Here is a 14,102-nt window from a genome sequence, read left to right on the forward strand (position 1 = left end):
CCCCGCCGCCGCGGCCGTTAATCCTGCCGTGACACCTCGGTCACAGGGGCGAAGGGCGGACCGGACCGGCCCGCCCTCCCCCGTCCCCCGACTCAGCGCACGCCGACCAGCTCCGGGGCCGGCGCGGGCGGCTCGGCCGGCGGGGTCGCCGCCCGGCCGCGCAGGAACCGCGGCGCCCACCAGTTCGCGTCGCCCAGCAGGGTCATCAGCGCGGGCAGCACCACCGCCCGGATGATCGTGGCGTCCAGCAGGATCGCCGCGGCCAGCCCGATGCCGAGCTGCTTGAAGTCGATGGTGCTCAGCGTCGCGAAGATCGAGAAGACCCCGACCATGACGATCGCCGCGCTGGTCACCACCCCCGCCGAGGAGGTGATCCCGTACGCCACCGCGTCCTTGTTCGACATCCCCTGGCGGATGCCCTCGCGGATCCGGCTGACCACGAAGACGTGGTAGTCCATGGAGAGCCCGAACAGCACCACGAACAGGAACATCGGCAGCCAGGTCACGATCGCGTCCATCGAGGTGAAGCCGAGCAGCCCCTCCGCCCAGTCGCCCTGGAAGACCAGCACCAGCAGGCCGTACGCGGCCCCGGCGGAGAGCAGGTTCAGCAGGATCGAGGTGAGCGCCACCACCACCGACCGGAAGGTCCAGGCCATCACCAGGAAGGTCAGCGCCAGCACGAAGGCCGCCACCAGGGGCAGCTTCGCCCAGATGTGGTCCGCGTAGTCCTCGCTGGCCGCCACGCCGCCGCCGACCGCGTACTCGACGCCGGGGATGCCGCCCAGCGCGGCCGGGACGAGGTCCTGGCGCAGCTCGTGCAGGGACCGGGACGCCTCGTCGGTGCGGCTGGCGTACGGCGTGGCCACCTCCAGGACCGACACCCGCCGGTCGGCCGATACCTGGATCTTCGGGCCGTCCCCCTCGGCCGGCGCGAAGAGCGGGTCGGTGGCGGCCCGGTCGGCCAGCCCGGTGAGCGCAGCCTTCACCCGGTCGGCCTGCTCGGCCGGCGCCCGCACGGCCACGGTGTGGCTGGTGCCGTTGCTCGGGAAGGCCGCGGTGAGCCGGTCGTACGCCTGCATGGCCGCGGTGTTGCGGGGCACGTCCTCCATGCCGGGGAACTTCAGCTTCATGCCCAGCGCCGGGGCGGCCAGGGCGAGCAGCAGCCCGACCGAGACCACCAGGGTGGCCAGCGGCGCGCGCAGGGCGGGCTTCAGCACGGCCGGCCAGAACCGGGGCCGGGCCGGCTGGCCGTGCCGCCCGACGCGCGGGGCGGTGAGCCGCCACAGCAGCGGCACCCGGGGCCGGTCGACCCAGCGGCCCAGCCTGGCCAGGAGCGCCGGCAGCACGGTCAGCGAGCCGATCACCGCGACCGCGACCACCAGGATCGAGCCGACGGCGAGCGACGAGAAGATGGCGTCCTGGGCGAGCAGCAGCCCGGCCATCGAGATGATCACAGCGGTGCCGGAGACCACCACGGCGTGCCCGGAGGTCTCGGCCGCGATCTCCACGGCGTCGAGCCCGGAGCGGCCCCTGGCCCGTTCCTCGCGTTCCCGCCGGACGTAGAAGAGCGAGTAGTCCACGCCGACCGCCATGCCGATCAGCAGGATGACGCTGGCCGTGGTGTCGGTGGCCGGCACCAGGTGCGAGGCGAGGGTGGAGAGCCCCATGGCCGCGGCCACCGAGGAGAGGGCGAGCAGCACCGGCACGCCGGCCGCGATTAGCGCGCCGAACGCGATGATCAGGATGGCCAGGGTGACCGGCAGGCTGAGCAGCTCGGCCCGCTTGAAGTCCTTGCCGAGGGTGTCGTCGAGCGCCTTGCCGATCGACGGGCCGCCGACCTGCTCGACCCGCAGCGCCGGGTGGGACTCCTGAACCTTCGCGGTGGTGTCGCGCAGCGGCTGCACCCGGTCGGAGGCGGTCTCCGGGTCGCCCGACATGGTGATCGGCACCAGCACCGCGTTGCCGTCGCGGGACGGCATCGGCGCGCCCACCGAGGTCACGCCGTCGACCTGCCGCAGCCGGGCGGTCGCGTCGTCGGCGGCGGCCTTCGCGGCGGCCTGGTCGAGCGTGCCCGCGCGGGGCGTGATCAGCACGTTCTCGGTGGCCGGCTCGTGGAAGCCGCCACTGTCGACGATCAGCTGGGCCCGCCCGAACTCGCCGATCGCCTGGTCGTCGTCGGTCGCCTCGTTCAAGCCGGCGGCGTTGCCGCCGACGAAGCACACCGCCACGAACACCACCCAGAGCGCGATGGCCCGCCACGGGTGCTCCGCACTCCACCGTGCCAGCCGCACAGTCACCGGTCGCCTGCCCATACCTGGGACCCCCTCCAGACGTCGGCCCCATGCCGACCTCTGCTGACGCTAGGGAGCGGGCCGGCCCCGGACATCCGGGAACGGCCCCCGCTCGTCCCCCATCCGGCAGGCTCCGGCCAGGCGACCGGAACCGGGTCGGCCAACCGGACAGAACGGGATTTTCAGGGTACGACCGGGGGACCCGCCGGGCAGCGGCCGGCGAGGCACACCGGCGCAACCCCGAGCCGGCTCGGGGTCATCCCCGGAGGGTGCCCCGGGGGCGGGGCTGGCAACGCGGGCAACTGTAGGACGACCGGTTCATGAACGCCTCGCGCCGGATCGGCGCCCCGCACCGCGGGCAGGGCTCCCCCTCCCGGCCGTACGCGTTCAGCGACCGGTCGAAGTAGCCGCTCTGGCCGTTGACGTCGACGTACAGCTCGTCGAAGCTGGTGCCGCCCTGCTGGATCGCCTCATCGAGCACGTCCCGGACGTGGCCGAGCAGCCGGATGGCCGCCGGGCCGGTCAGCGCGTCGGTCGGCCGGGCGCCGTGCAGCCCGGCCCGCCAGAGCGCCTCGTCGGCGTAGATGTTGCCGACGCCGGAGATCAGCGTCTGGTCGAGCAGCGCCCGCTTCACCTCGGTGCGCCGCTTCCGCAGCGCCGTGACGAAGCCGGCGTCGGAGAACTCCGGGTCCATGGGGTCCCGCGCGATGTGCGCGATCTCGGCCGGCAGCTCCGCCCCACCCTCCGAGACGGACAGCCCGCCGAACGTGCGCTGGTCGACGAAGCGCAGCTCCGGGCCGTCGTCGGCGAACCGGAACCGGACCCGCAGGTGCAGCTCGTCGGCCGCACCGACCGGCTGGAGCAGCAGCTGGCCGGACATGCCGAGGTGCCCGATGAGGGCGTCCCCGCTGTCCAGCGGCAGCCACAGGTACTTGCCCCGCCGCCGGACGTCGGTGATCGTCCGGCCGGTCAGCACGTCGGCGAAGTGCGCGCCGCCCGGCTCGTGCCGGCGGACCGCCCGGGGGTGGCGCACCTCGACGGCGCTGATCCGCCGGCCCACGACCCACTGGGCCAGCCCCTGCCGGACGGTCTCGACCTCGGGCAGCTCAGGCACGGCCCGCGCCCGACTCGGCGGGGTCGCCCGCCGCCTCGACCCCGTCGACGGCGGCCTTCGCGGCGGCCTCCGCCTCGGCCTGCTCGGTCAGCATCCGCCAGGCCGACTCGGCGGCCCGTTGCTCGGCCTCCTTCTTGCTGCGCCCATCCGCGCCGCCGTAGCGGTTGCCGGCCACCACCACCCAGGCCGTGAAGGTCTTGAGGTGGTCCGGGCCGGTGCCCTCGATCCGGTACTCGGGGACGCCCAGCCCCAGCGCGGCGGTCAGCTCCTGGAGGCTGGTCTTCCAGTCCAGCGCCGCGCCCCGGCCGGCCGACTCGGCCATCAGCGGGTCGAACAGGCGGTGGATCACGAGGGCCGCGGTGTCCAGGCCGTACTGGAGGTAGATCGCGCCGAGCAGCGCCTCCAGGGTGTCGGCCAGGATGCTGGCCTTGTCCCGGCCGCCGGTGGCCTCCTCGCCCTTGCCGAGCAGCAGGTACGCGCCCAGCCCGTCCGGGCCGAGGCCGCGCGCCACGTCGGCGAGGGCGCGCATGTTGACCACGCTGGCCCGCAGCTTGGCGAGCTGCCCCTCGGGCAGGTCCGGGTGGTTGTGGAAGAGCGCCGTGGTGATCACCACGCCGAGGACGGAGTCCCCGAGGAACTCCAGCCGCTCGTTGGTGGGCAGGCCACCGTTCTCGTACGCGTACGAGCGGTGGGTCAGCGCGCGCTCCAGCAGCTCCGGGTCGAGCGACACCCCGAAGGCCGCCTCCAGGTGGCCGACGGGAGCACGCCGCCGCTTGTCGTTGGTCATGGTGCTACCTCGGTGTCGTTGCGGTCAGGTGCGGGATCGTGCGGGACTGCGTCGAGCAGGGTCGAGACGGTGTCGGTGGCGCTCCGGCGCCAGAGGTGGGCGGCGAGGGCGATGCCGGAGGCGACGTCCTCGGGCCGGGCCGCGCCGTGGCAGACCACCACGGTGCCGGCCACCCCGAGCAGGGCCGCCGCGCGCGGCGCGCCGCCGCTCGCCGGGGGGCCGCCGGCCATCGCGTACGCGCCCTCGATGGCCTTGAGCAGCACGTTGCCGGTGAAGCCGTCGGTCACCACCACGTCGGCGCGGGTGCCCAGGGAGACGTCGTACCCCTCGACTAGGCCGACGTAGCGGGCGCCGCAGGGCAGCGGCACGGCGGCGAGGGCGGGGTCGGCGGAGCGGCGCAGCCGGTCGCCCTTGCCCGCCTCGGTGCCGATGGAGAGCAGCCCGACCCGGGGCGCGGCGACGGCGTGCGCCACGGCCGCATAGGCGGCGCCGAGCACGGCGTGCCGGGCCAGGGTGGCGGGTCCGGGTTCCAGGGTGCCGCCGACGTCCAGCAGGACCACCGGTCCCTCGACGGCGGGCAGGGTGGCGACCAGGGCGGGCCGGCGTACCCCGGTCCAGCGACCGAGGCCGAGCGCGGCGGCGGTGACGGTGGCGCCGGTCGAGCCGGCGGAGACGAGCGCGTCGGCGAACCCGTCGCGGACGGCGTGCACGGCCGCGCGGACGGTGCTCTCCCCGCGCGCGGCGGTGGGATGGTCGGCCATGCCGACGACGGTCCGCACCGGGCGGACGGTGACCCGGGAACGCTGCTCCGGGTCGAGCGCGCCGATCAGCCCGTCGGCGACCTCGGTCGGTCCGACGAGCAGCAGATGCAGGTCAGGGTCGGTACGCACCGCCCGCAGAGCGCCGTCAACCACGACGGCGGGAGCATCGTCCCCGCCGAGGAGGTCGACGGCGATCCGCGCGGTGCCCGGCTCCGTCGTCGCGCCGGCCGGGGAACGGCCGGCGGCGGAGGGAGCCGGGGCACCGGGCGAGAGCCTTGGTGCGTGCGCCACCCGACCGGTGGTCGGGGACGTCACTCGGCGGTCAGACCTCCAGGACCTGACGGCCGTTGTAGGTGCCGCAGACGGAGCAGGCGGCGTGCGGCAGCTTCGCCGACTTGCACTGCGGGCAGGCCACGGTCGCCACCGCCACGGCCTTCCAGTTCGCCCGGCGGGCGCGGGTGTTGCTGCGCGACATCTTGCGCTTGGGGACGGCCACGGTTCTTACTCCTCTTTACGGGTCAGTTGCGACAGGCCCGCCCAACGCGGGTCGATCTGCTGGTGACTGTGGTCGGCCGGCAGATCGTCCCAGTGCACCCCGCACTCGGGGCACAAGCCTGGGCAGTCCTCCCGGCAGAGCGGGTTGGTCGGCAGTGCGAGCACCACCGCATCCCGCAGCGCCGGCTCCAGGTCGATCAGATCGCCCTGCATCCGGCCCACCTCGTCCTCGTCGGTCGTGTCGTCCGTGGTGCTGTTCTCGTACGCGTACAGCTCCTGGATCGTCACGGCCACCGAGTCGTCGATCTCGCGCAGGCAGCGCCCGCACTCGCCCTTGACGGGACCGGTGACGGTCCCGGAGACGAGCACGCCCTCGGACACCGACTCCAACCTCAGATCGAGGTCGAGGTCCGCACCCTCCGGAACGGTGATCAACTCCACGCCGAGGTCCGCCGGTGCCGGCACGACCCGCCGATGCGTACGCAACGCGCCAGGCCGACGCGGCAGGTCCCTCGTGTCGAGGACCAGCGGCGACCTGGGGTCGAGTGGGTTCGGCGAGTGTTTGGGCATAGTTAGACTCCGGCCGGTGAGAGGCCGACAAAAAAGGTTACCTGGGCGACCCGCGAACCGTCGAACCGGGGGCGTCGCCGCCCGGCCCGCCGGTTGCCGGCTGTCGGCCGCCGGCCCGCGTGCCGCTCAGAAGGGTAGCGGGCGATCCGCCTCGTCCCCAGCGAACGTGCCGATCTCCCGCAGCGCGTGCATCTTGTCCCGGCCGCGCTCTATCGAGGCGAGCGCGCGGGTCAGGAACTGCTCGAAGTTGGCCAGGGCGGTGTCGACGTAGTCGTCGACCTCGTCGCGCAGGCGCTGCGCCTCGGCCCGGGCCTCGGCGATGATCCGGGCGCCCTCGTGCTCGGCGGAGACGGTGATCTCGTTCACCGAGACCAGGCGGGCGTGTTCCGCCTCACCCTCGCTGATGATCCGGTCGGCCTCGCGCTTGCCGGCCTCCATGATCTTGTCCCGCTCCTCCAGCAGCGCGGCGGCCCGGCGCAGGTCGGCGGGAAGCTCCACGCGCAGCTCGTCCAGGGCGGCGATCATCTCACCCCGGTCGAGCATGCAGTTGTTGCGCGACATCGGCACGGAGCGCGCCTGCTCCACCATGGCGATCAGTTCGTCGATGCGATCGAGCGGGTCCACCGGTACCTCACTCCTGTCGTTCGTCGGCCGACCTTCATGATGCGGCCTGCGCCCGCGTTCGGCGCTGCACACATCATGTCGCGCGTCGGCCACCGCCGCGCCACCCGCCCCCGCCCGGCGCGTCGCCCGCCGGGCCCGCCGGACCGCTTATCGGCGCAGCCGGGCCACGAGCTCCTCGCGGACCACGTCCGGGACGTGCGCGGAGATGTCGCCGCCCCACTTGGCGACGTCCTTGACCAGGCTGGAGGAGAGGAACGAGTAGAGCGGGTTGGTCGGCATGAAGAGGGTCTCCACACCGGCCAGGCCGATGTTCATCTGGGCCATCTGGAGCTCGTAGTCGAAGTCGCTGACCGCGCGCAGGCCCTTGATCAGCACGCTCGCGTGCTGGGCGCGGCAGAAGTCGACCAGCAGGCCGCGGAACGACTCGACCCGCACGTTGTCGTACGAGGCGGTCACCTGGCGGAGCATGTCGATCCGCTCCTCGACCGTGAACAGCCCCTGCTTCGACTGGTTGACCAGCACTCCGACGATCACCTCGTCGAAGAGCCGGCTCGCCCGGCCGATGATGTCGAGGTGTCCGTTGGTGACCGGGTCGAACGAGCCGGGACAGACCGCACGTCTCATGATCGGCGACCGTACCAAAGGGTGGTCTCGCCGTAGCGGCGGCTGCGCTCGCCAGTGACGCCTTCCACCCACTCGACCGGGCCGGTGCGGCTGGACCGCTCGACGACCACCAGGGCGTCCGGGGCCAGCCAGCCGCCGCCGACCAGCGCGCCCAGCATCGCGGTGATCTCACTGTCGGGTACGGCGTAGGGCGGGTCGGCGAAGACCAGGTCGTACGGCCCGCCGTCCGGGCCGGCGGCGAGCACGGTCGCCACCTTGCCGGTGACCAGGCGGGCGGCCGGAGCGGCCCGGAGCGCGGCGACGTTCTCCCGGATCACCCGGGCGGCCCGGGCGTCGGACTCGACCAGCAGCACGTGCGCGGCGCCCCGGGACAGCGCCTCCAGCCCGATCGCGCCGGAACCGGCGTAGAGGTCGGCGACGCGGGCCCCGTCGAGATCGAGCTCGGCCTGCACCGCGCTGAACAGCGCCTCCCGGACCCGGTCCGAGGTGGGCCGGGTGCCGGCGCCGGGGGGCGCGGCGATCCGCCGGCCGCCGAGCGTCCCGCCCACGATCCGGGTCACCGTCTGCTCCCGCACATGCCCCTGACGCTACGCGACGGTCGGTTCGGACCGGGTGGACCACCCGGCGCGACGGACGGTCACCTGCCGTACATCAATGATCTCAAGTCTATAACAGTCCCTTTACGAGCCATCGGTAGCGGTAACGCCGGACGTGTCTTTTTCGCTAGCGTCTGCCCGGTTGTCGGGCCCGAGGCTCCGGTCCGCCCGGCACACCCCTCCGATTCCCCTCACCAGGAGTAGACGTGAACCGTCTGAACCTCCGGCGTGCCGTGGCGGTTGTCGCCGGCACGCTGCTCGGCCTCACCGGCGTCGCCACGCTGGCCGCCCCCGCCAGCGCCCACCACAGCGAGATCAAGGTCACCGCGGAGTGCGACACCGCCGCCGGCGAGTGGGTGACCACCTGGACCGTGCGCACCTACGCGCCGGAGGGAGTGGACACCTACCGGCTCACCAAGGTCGAGGGCAGCAGCCGGACCGCCACGGCCGCCGCCCCGTTCACCCTGGACGGCATCCGGGCCACGACCGACGACTCCTACCCGTACCAGGTCGCGCAACCCGTGGTGGGCACCGCCCGTCTCGGCGGCGACGTCGCCGAGGCGTCGCTGACCGTCCGGGCGCAGTGGGACAACGAGTACCAGGAGGACAGCGACAAGAGCGCGTCCATCAAGTTCAGTGAGAGCTGCGACAAGGTGGTCACCCCGCCGCCGGCCCGCCCGAACCCCAAGGCCACGGTGACCTCCGACTGCACCGGCGACGTCGCCGTGAAGCTGGCGAACGGAGCGGAGGCCACCAGAGACGCCGACTTCACCGTCACCGGCACGGACGGCTTCACGAAGGCCGCGACCGTCGGGCCGGGCAAGGACAAGACGATCACCGTGCCCGCCAAGAACGCCGGGAAGATCAAGGTGACCGAGGCGGGCCAGCAGAAGCCGCTCTTCGACGACGAGCCGGCCGCGGCCAAGGACTGCGTCAAGCCGGGCGAGCCGACCGGCAGCTACCGGTCGACCTGCGACGAACTGATCTTCCAGGTGGAGAACCCGAAGGACGGCGTGACCGTCAAGCTGACCCTCACCCCCGACAAGGGCGAGGCGCAGACCCTCGTCGTGAAGCCGGGCGACACCGGGACCGCGAAGTTCACGGCGCACGAGGGCCTGAAGGTCACCCCGAAGGCCGAGGGCCTGGACGACAGCTCGCCGATCGTCTGGAAGAAGCCGGCCGACTGCGCGCCCGGTGGCGGCGGCGGTGACCAGGACGGGCCGGCCCTGCCGGTGACCGGTGCGGCGGCCGGCGTCATGGCAGCCGTGGCGGGCGTCCTGCTGGCCGCGGGCGCGGCGCTCTTCGTGGTGACCCGCCGGCGGCGGATCCGCTTCACCGCCTGATCCGCCCGGATCGCCCGAGGGCGCGCCGACCACCCGGTCGGCGCGCCCTCGCCTCATTCCACCGCCGCCTGCAGCAGCGCGGGGTCGATCTCCGCCTGGTTGGTCAGCACCACCAGACGCCGGTCGGAGTCGGGGAACCAGGCCGCGAACGCCTTGTAGCCACCGTTGTCCCCGGAGTGGTGAATCGCCCGCTCCCCGGCCAGCGTGCCGACGAACCAGCCGTAGCCGTACGACTCGCCGGGGCGGCCGGTGGGCGCGTGCGGGGCGGTCATCGCGGCCACCGCGGCGGGCCCGAGCAGCCGGCCCCGGCGTGGCACGTCCAGCCAGGTGAGCAGGTCCGCTCCGGTGCACCAGACGTCCCCGGCGCCCATGCTCACCGTGTCCAGGTCCCAGGAGGGCACCGGCCGGCCGCCCTCGTGCCCCGTCGCCACGTCGTCCCGCCCGGCGGCGGCACCGGCGAAGCTGCCCGTCATGCCGAGCGGCGCGAAGACCTCGTCGGCGAGGAACGCGGCGTACGGCCGGTCGGCAGCGCGCTCGACGGCCCGGGCCAGCAGGACGTAGCCGGGGCTGCTGTAGTGCCAGGCTGCGCCCGGGGCGGACAGCGGCGGCAGGCCGGCGAAGACGCCCAGCAACTCGTCCGGCTCGGCGGGTGCGGCCAGGTCGATCATCGGGTAGTCCTCCCAGTGGCCCAGCCCGGAGGTGTGGGTGAGCAGGTGGTGCAGGGTGATCCCGGACCAGGCCGGCGGCGGGTGCGGCAGCCAGCGGTTGACCGGATCGGTCAGGCGAAGCGCGCCCCGCCCGGCGAGGAGCAGCACGGCGGCGGCCGCCATCTGCTTGCTGATGGACGCGATCTGGAAGCGGGTCGCGGACGTGCAGGGTGACGCGGTGGCCGCGTCGGCCGCGCCGGTGACCGAGGACATCAGGATGTCATCGCCCTGCGCCAGCAGGAGCACGCCACGGTCGAGTGAGGGTTTCGGCATCGGACGAGCCTAGGCCGGGAGGGCCGTCCGGTGGGGTCAGCCCTTTTCCAGGTATTCGGCGCGTTCCTCGTCGACCAGGGCGGCGACCGAGGCGGCCAGCGCCGGGTGCCGGGCCAGCTCCGGGTCCTCCTCGACCAGCGTGATCGCCTCGGCCCGGGCGTCCCGGATCAGGTCGGTGTCGCGCAGCAGCGACAGCAGCCGCAGGTGGGAGCGGCGGCCGGACTGGGTGGCGCCCAGCACGTCGCCCTCCCGGCGCTGCTCCAGGTCCAGCTCGGCGAGCTTGAACCCGTCGGTGGTGGAGGCCACCGCGTCGAGCCGTTCCCGGGCGGAGGAGCCCTCCATCGCCTCGGTGACCAGCAGGCAGAGGCCGGCGGCCGAGCCCCGGCCCACCCGGCCGCGCAGCTGGTGCAGCTGGGAGACGCCGAACCGGTCGGCGTCCAGCACGATCATCACGGTGGCGTTGGGCACGTTGACGCCCACCTCGACCACCGTGGTCGCCACCAGCACGTCCAGGTCGCCGTCGGCGAAGGAGCGCATCACCGAGTCCTTCTCGTCGGCCGGCAGCCGCCCGTGCAGCACCCCGATGCGCAGCCCGTGCAGCGGCCCCTCGGCGAGCAGCGGGGCCACCTCGGTCACCGCAACCGGGGGCCGGCGGCCGTTGTCGTCCTCGCGGGGCGCCTCCTCGTCCGAGGCGGGCCCCTCGCCGATCCGTGGGCAGACCACGTACGCCTGGTGTCCCTTGGCGACCTCCTCGCGCAACCGGCGCCAGGCCCGGTCGAGGAAGGCGGGCTTCTCGGCGGCCGGCACCACGTGCGAGGCGATCGGTGAGCGGCCCTGCGGCAGCTGGGACAGGGTGGAGGTCTCCAGGTCGCCGTAGACGGTCATGGCGACCGTGCGCGGGATCGGGGTGGCGGTCATGACGAGCACGTGCGGCGGCTGGTCGGCCTTGGCCCGCAGGGCGTCCCGCTGCTCCACACCGAACCGGTGCTGCTCGTCGACCACCACCAGCCCCAGATCCTGGAAGTCGACCCCCTCGTAGAGCAGGGCGTGGGTGCCGAGCACGATGCCGGCGCGCCCCTCGGCCACCTCGGTGAGCGCCCGCCGCCGGGCGGCCGCGCCCAGCGAGCCGGTGACCAGCTCCACCCTGGTGGCGTCGTCGGCGGCGCCCAGCTCGCCGGCCCGGGCGAGGGGGCCGAGCAGGTCGAGCATGCCCCGGTGGTGCTGGGCGGCGAGCACCTCGGTCGGGGCGAGCAGCGCGGCCTGCCCGCCGGCGTCGACCACCTGGAGCATGGCCCGCAGCGCCACCACGGTCTTGCCGCTGCCCACCTCGCCCTGGAGCAGCCGGTGCATCGGGTGCGCGGTGGCCAGGTCGGCGGCGATCTCCCGGCCGACGGCCTGCTGGCCGGAGGTCAGCTCGTACGGCAGCCGGGCGTCGAACGCGTCGAGCAGCCCGCCCGACTTCGCCGGCCGGGCCTTCGCGGGCCACGCCGCGGCCCGGTGCTTGCGCTGCACCAGGGTGAGCTGCACGGCGAACGCCTCGTCCCACTTGAGCCGGCGGCGTGCTTTGTACAGCTCCTCCTTGCTGGTGGGCCGGTGGATCTCGCGCAGGGCGGCGCCGATGCCGACCAGGTTGCGGCTGGCCCGCACGGTGGCCGGCAGCGGGTCGTCCGGCGGGGTGAAGGTGTCCAGCACCACCCGTACGCAGCGCGCGATCACCCAGGTCGGCACGGCCGCCGCGGCCGGGTAGACCGGGATGAGCGCCCCGGCGAACTCCTCGACCTCCTCGTTGGCCGCCGCTTCGCCGTCGCCGCCCTCGCCGAGCAGCACGTATTCGGGGCCGTTGAGCTGCCGCTTGCCCCGGAACTCGGTGACCTTGCCGGCGAACAGCCCCCAGCGGCCGGGGCGCAGCTCCCGCTCCCGCCATGCCTGGTTGCCGAAGAAGGTGAGGGTGAGCACCCCGCCGGAGCCGTCGCCGACGGTGACCTCCAGCAGGTTGCCCCGGCGCTGCCGCATCGGCCGGACCGCGGTGCGCTGCACCTGGGCGAGCACGGTGACCTGCTCCCCCACGTCCAGCGAGCGGATGTCGGTGTGCTCGCCGCGCTCGTCGTAGCGGCGGGGGAAGTGGTAGATCAGGTCGCCGGCGGTGTGCAGGTCGAGGTGGCTCGCCAGGGCCTTGGCGGTGCGCTCCCCGACCAGCTTCTTGAGCGGCGTGTCCACCGTGGCCGGTTCGCTCGTCATTCGACCCCCAGCAGGAGCGGATAGTGCGGCTGCCCGCCCTCGTACGCCTGCACCTCGACGAACGGCCAGGACCGCTCGACGTGCTCGCGTACGCGGTCGGCCAGCCCGGCCGGGGCGTCCGCCCCGCAGAGCAGTGTCACCAGCTCGCCGCCGCCGCCGAGCATCCGGTCGACGACGGCCGTGCAGGTGCCGAGGAGGTCGGTGCCGATGAGGTGCACCTCGCCCTCGACCAGCGCCAGCACGTCGCCCGGCCGGCACGGCCCGGCCACGGTGAGCGCCTCCCGGCTCGCGTGGCAGACCTCGGCGTAGCGGCAGGCGCCGGCGGCCTCGGCCATGGCGATGACGTCGTCCTCGAAGCGCCGCTTCGGGTCCCGCACGGCGAGGGCGGCGAGGGCCTGCACCGGGGACCGGGTGGGCACCACGCTCACCTTCACCCCGAGCCCGTGCGCCTCCCGCGCGGCGGCGCTCGCCACGGACTGGGTGTTGGGGTCGTTGGGCAGCACCACCACCCGGGCGGCGCGCGTGGCCCGGATCGCGTCGAGCAGCTCGCCGGTGGACGGGTTGGCCGGCACCACGGTGGCGCCCTCGGCGCCGAACAGCTCGGCGATGCCGGCGCCGGTGGCGACCACCACGGCGGCCCGGCCGTCGGGCAGCGCCGCCGGGGGCGACGGCGCCGGGGCCGCCTGGTCGGCGAACCGGGTCACCGTGATCCGGTGCGGCCGGCCGGCCACCACGCCGGCCTCGACGGCCGCCCCGACGTCGTTGACGTGCACGTGCACGTTCCAGGTGCCGCTGTCGCCGACGACGACCAGGGAGTCGCCGAGGGCGTCCAGCTCGCCGCGCAGCCGGGCCACCGCCTCGTCGGTGGCGTCGAGCAGGTACTGCACCTCGTAGGCGTACGCCGGGGAGCCGGTTTCCCGGACGGCGGTGGCGGGCGTGCGGGCCGCGGGCGGCGCGGGCGCCGGCTGCCGCGGGCTCTCCCCGGTGACCACCTCGACCAGCGCGTCGAGCAGCAGGCAGAGGCCGCGCCCGCCGGCGTCGACCACGCCGGCCCGGGCGAGCGCGGGCAACTGCTCGGGGGTACGCGCCAGCGCCCGGGTCGCCTCGCCGGCCGCCGCCCGGGCCACCGCGCGCAGGTCGTCGGTGTCCGCCCGCTCGGCCGCGCCGGCGGCGGCGGCGACCACGCTGAGCAGGGTGCCCTCGACGGGGTGGGCGACCGCGGCGTAGGCGGCGGTGGTGGCGTCGGCCAGCGCGGCGGCGAGCTGCCGGCCGCGGACCGCCGGTGCGGCGGCCAGCGCGTCGGCGAAGCCGCGCAGGATCTGCGAGAGGATCACCCCGGAGTTGCCCCGCGCCCCGAGCAGCGCGCCCCGGGCCATCAGCCGCAGCGCGTGACCGTGCGGGGTGTGCCCGTCGTCGGGGAGGGTCTCCAGGTCCATGGCGAGGGCCTGCTGGGCCGAGGTGAGGGTGAGCACCAGATTGGTGCCGGTGTCGCCGTCGGGGACCGGGTAGACGTTGAGCTCGTCGATCTCACCCTGGTGCCGCTGGAGGGCGGCCAGCCCGCTCGCGCACCAGCGGCGCACCGCGGCGGCGTCGAGGGTGTCCAGCACGTCGGGAAGCCTACTGGCGCTCACCGACACCCGCCGGGGCCGGCCGCTCCCCGGCCGGCGTGTCCTGGACGG

Annotated in this window: 13 protein-coding genes; 1 reads left to right on the forward strand and 12 read right to left on the reverse strand. The window is 74.3% G+C overall.

The genetic code is table 11. The features are described from left to right. Positions 1 to 92: 92 nt before the first annotated feature. The 9 genes from ACFYPD_RS15380 to rsmD all read right to left on the reverse strand — a co-directional run bounded on the left by ACFYPD_RS15380 (position 93) and on the right by rsmD (position 7,826). The gene (locus ACFYPD_RS15380) at positions 93 to 2,312 is read right to left on the reverse strand and encodes an MMPL family transporter (protein ID WP_387113227.1); all 2,220 of its coding nucleotides are present in this window, start codon (positions 2,310 to 2,312) and stop codon (positions 93 to 95) included. Positions 2,313 to 2,547: 235 nt separating this feature from the next. Beyond that, entirely contained in the window at positions 2,548 to 3,405 is an 858-nt protein-coding gene (mutM, locus tag ACFYPD_RS15385; RefSeq protein WP_387113229.1) for a bifunctional DNA-formamidopyrimidine glycosylase/DNA-(apurinic or apyrimidinic site) lyase, read from the reverse strand. Continuing rightward, positions 3,398 to 4,192 (reverse strand): ribonuclease III, encoded by a 795-nt coding sequence (gene rnc, locus ACFYPD_RS15390; protein ID WP_387113231.1) that lies wholly within the window; start codon positions 4,190 to 4,192, stop codon positions 3,398 to 3,400. Before rnc ends, mutM begins: the two co-directional genes overlap by 8 nt. Continuing rightward, positions 4,189 to 5,148, reverse strand: coding sequence for a phosphate acyltransferase PlsX (locus ACFYPD_RS15395; RefSeq protein ID WP_387113413.1), 960 nt, complete (start codon positions 5,146 to 5,148; stop codon positions 4,189 to 4,191). Before ACFYPD_RS15395 ends, rnc begins: the two co-directional genes overlap by 4 nt. Positions 5,149 to 5,275: 127 nt before the next feature. Next, positions 5,276 to 5,449: a 50S ribosomal protein L32 gene (gene rpmF, locus ACFYPD_RS15400; RefSeq protein WP_387113233.1), complete on the reverse strand. Its 174-nt coding sequence runs from the start codon at positions 5,447 to 5,449 to the stop codon at positions 5,276 to 5,278. 5 nt (positions 5,450 to 5,454) lie between these two features. Then, the gene (locus tag ACFYPD_RS15405) at positions 5,455 to 6,018 is read right to left on the reverse strand and encodes a YceD family protein (RefSeq protein ID WP_387113235.1); all 564 of its coding nucleotides are present in this window, start codon (positions 6,016 to 6,018) and stop codon (positions 5,455 to 5,457) included. A gap of 126 nt (positions 6,019 to 6,144) precedes the next feature. Further along, complete coding sequence (locus tag ACFYPD_RS15410) at positions 6,145 to 6,642, reverse strand: hypothetical protein (RefSeq protein WP_387113237.1); 498 nt, start codon at positions 6,640 to 6,642, stop codon at positions 6,145 to 6,147. A gap of 147 nt (positions 6,643 to 6,789) precedes the next feature. After that, on the reverse strand, positions 6,790 to 7,266 hold the full coding sequence (gene coaD, locus ACFYPD_RS15415) for a pantetheine-phosphate adenylyltransferase (RefSeq protein WP_387113239.1): 477 nt from the start codon (positions 7,264 to 7,266) through the stop codon (positions 6,790 to 6,792). Continuing rightward, positions 7,263 to 7,826, reverse strand: coding sequence for a 16S rRNA (guanine(966)-N(2))-methyltransferase RsmD (gene rsmD, locus ACFYPD_RS15420; protein WP_387113241.1), 564 nt, complete (start codon positions 7,824 to 7,826; stop codon positions 7,263 to 7,265). The genes coaD and rsmD overlap by 4 nt, the downstream gene beginning before the upstream one ends. 242 nt (positions 7,827 to 8,068) lie before the next feature. Here rsmD and ACFYPD_RS15425 point away from each other — a divergent pair, with 242 nt between their 5' ends. Then, on the forward strand, positions 8,069 to 9,205 hold the full coding sequence (locus ACFYPD_RS15425; RefSeq protein ID WP_387113243.1) for an LPXTG cell wall anchor domain-containing protein: 1,137 nt from the start codon (positions 8,069 to 8,071) through the stop codon (positions 9,203 to 9,205). 53 nt (positions 9,206 to 9,258) lie between these two features. On the opposite strand, the gene ACFYPD_RS15430 is transcribed toward ACFYPD_RS15425, so the two are convergent. Genes ACFYPD_RS15430 through ACFYPD_RS15440 form a run of 3 tightly spaced genes read right to left on the reverse strand, consistent with a single transcriptional unit; the run spans position 9,259 to position 14,030 of the window. After that, entirely contained in the window at positions 9,259 to 10,185 is a 927-nt protein-coding gene (locus tag ACFYPD_RS15430; RefSeq protein ID WP_387113245.1) for a serine hydrolase domain-containing protein, read from the reverse strand. A 36-nt stretch (positions 10,186 to 10,221) separates the two neighbouring features. Continuing rightward, positions 10,222 to 12,423, reverse strand: a complete 2,202-nt coding sequence (gene recG / locus ACFYPD_RS15435; RefSeq protein WP_387113247.1) for an ATP-dependent DNA helicase RecG — start codon at positions 12,421 to 12,423, stop codon at positions 10,222 to 10,224. Further along, positions 12,420 to 14,030 carry a DAK2 domain-containing protein gene (locus tag ACFYPD_RS15440; protein WP_387113249.1) on the reverse strand — a complete coding sequence of 537 codons (1,611 nt, stop codon included), beginning with the start codon at positions 14,028 to 14,030 and terminating at the stop codon, positions 12,420 to 12,422. Before ACFYPD_RS15440 ends, recG begins: the two co-directional genes overlap by 4 nt. Positions 14,031 to 14,102 lie beyond the last annotated feature (72 nt).

Origin of the sequence: Micromonospora sp. NPDC005299, from assembly GCF_042872345.1 — a bacterium.
Classification (GTDB): Bacteria; Actinomycetota; Actinomycetes; order Mycobacteriales; family Micromonosporaceae; genus Micromonospora.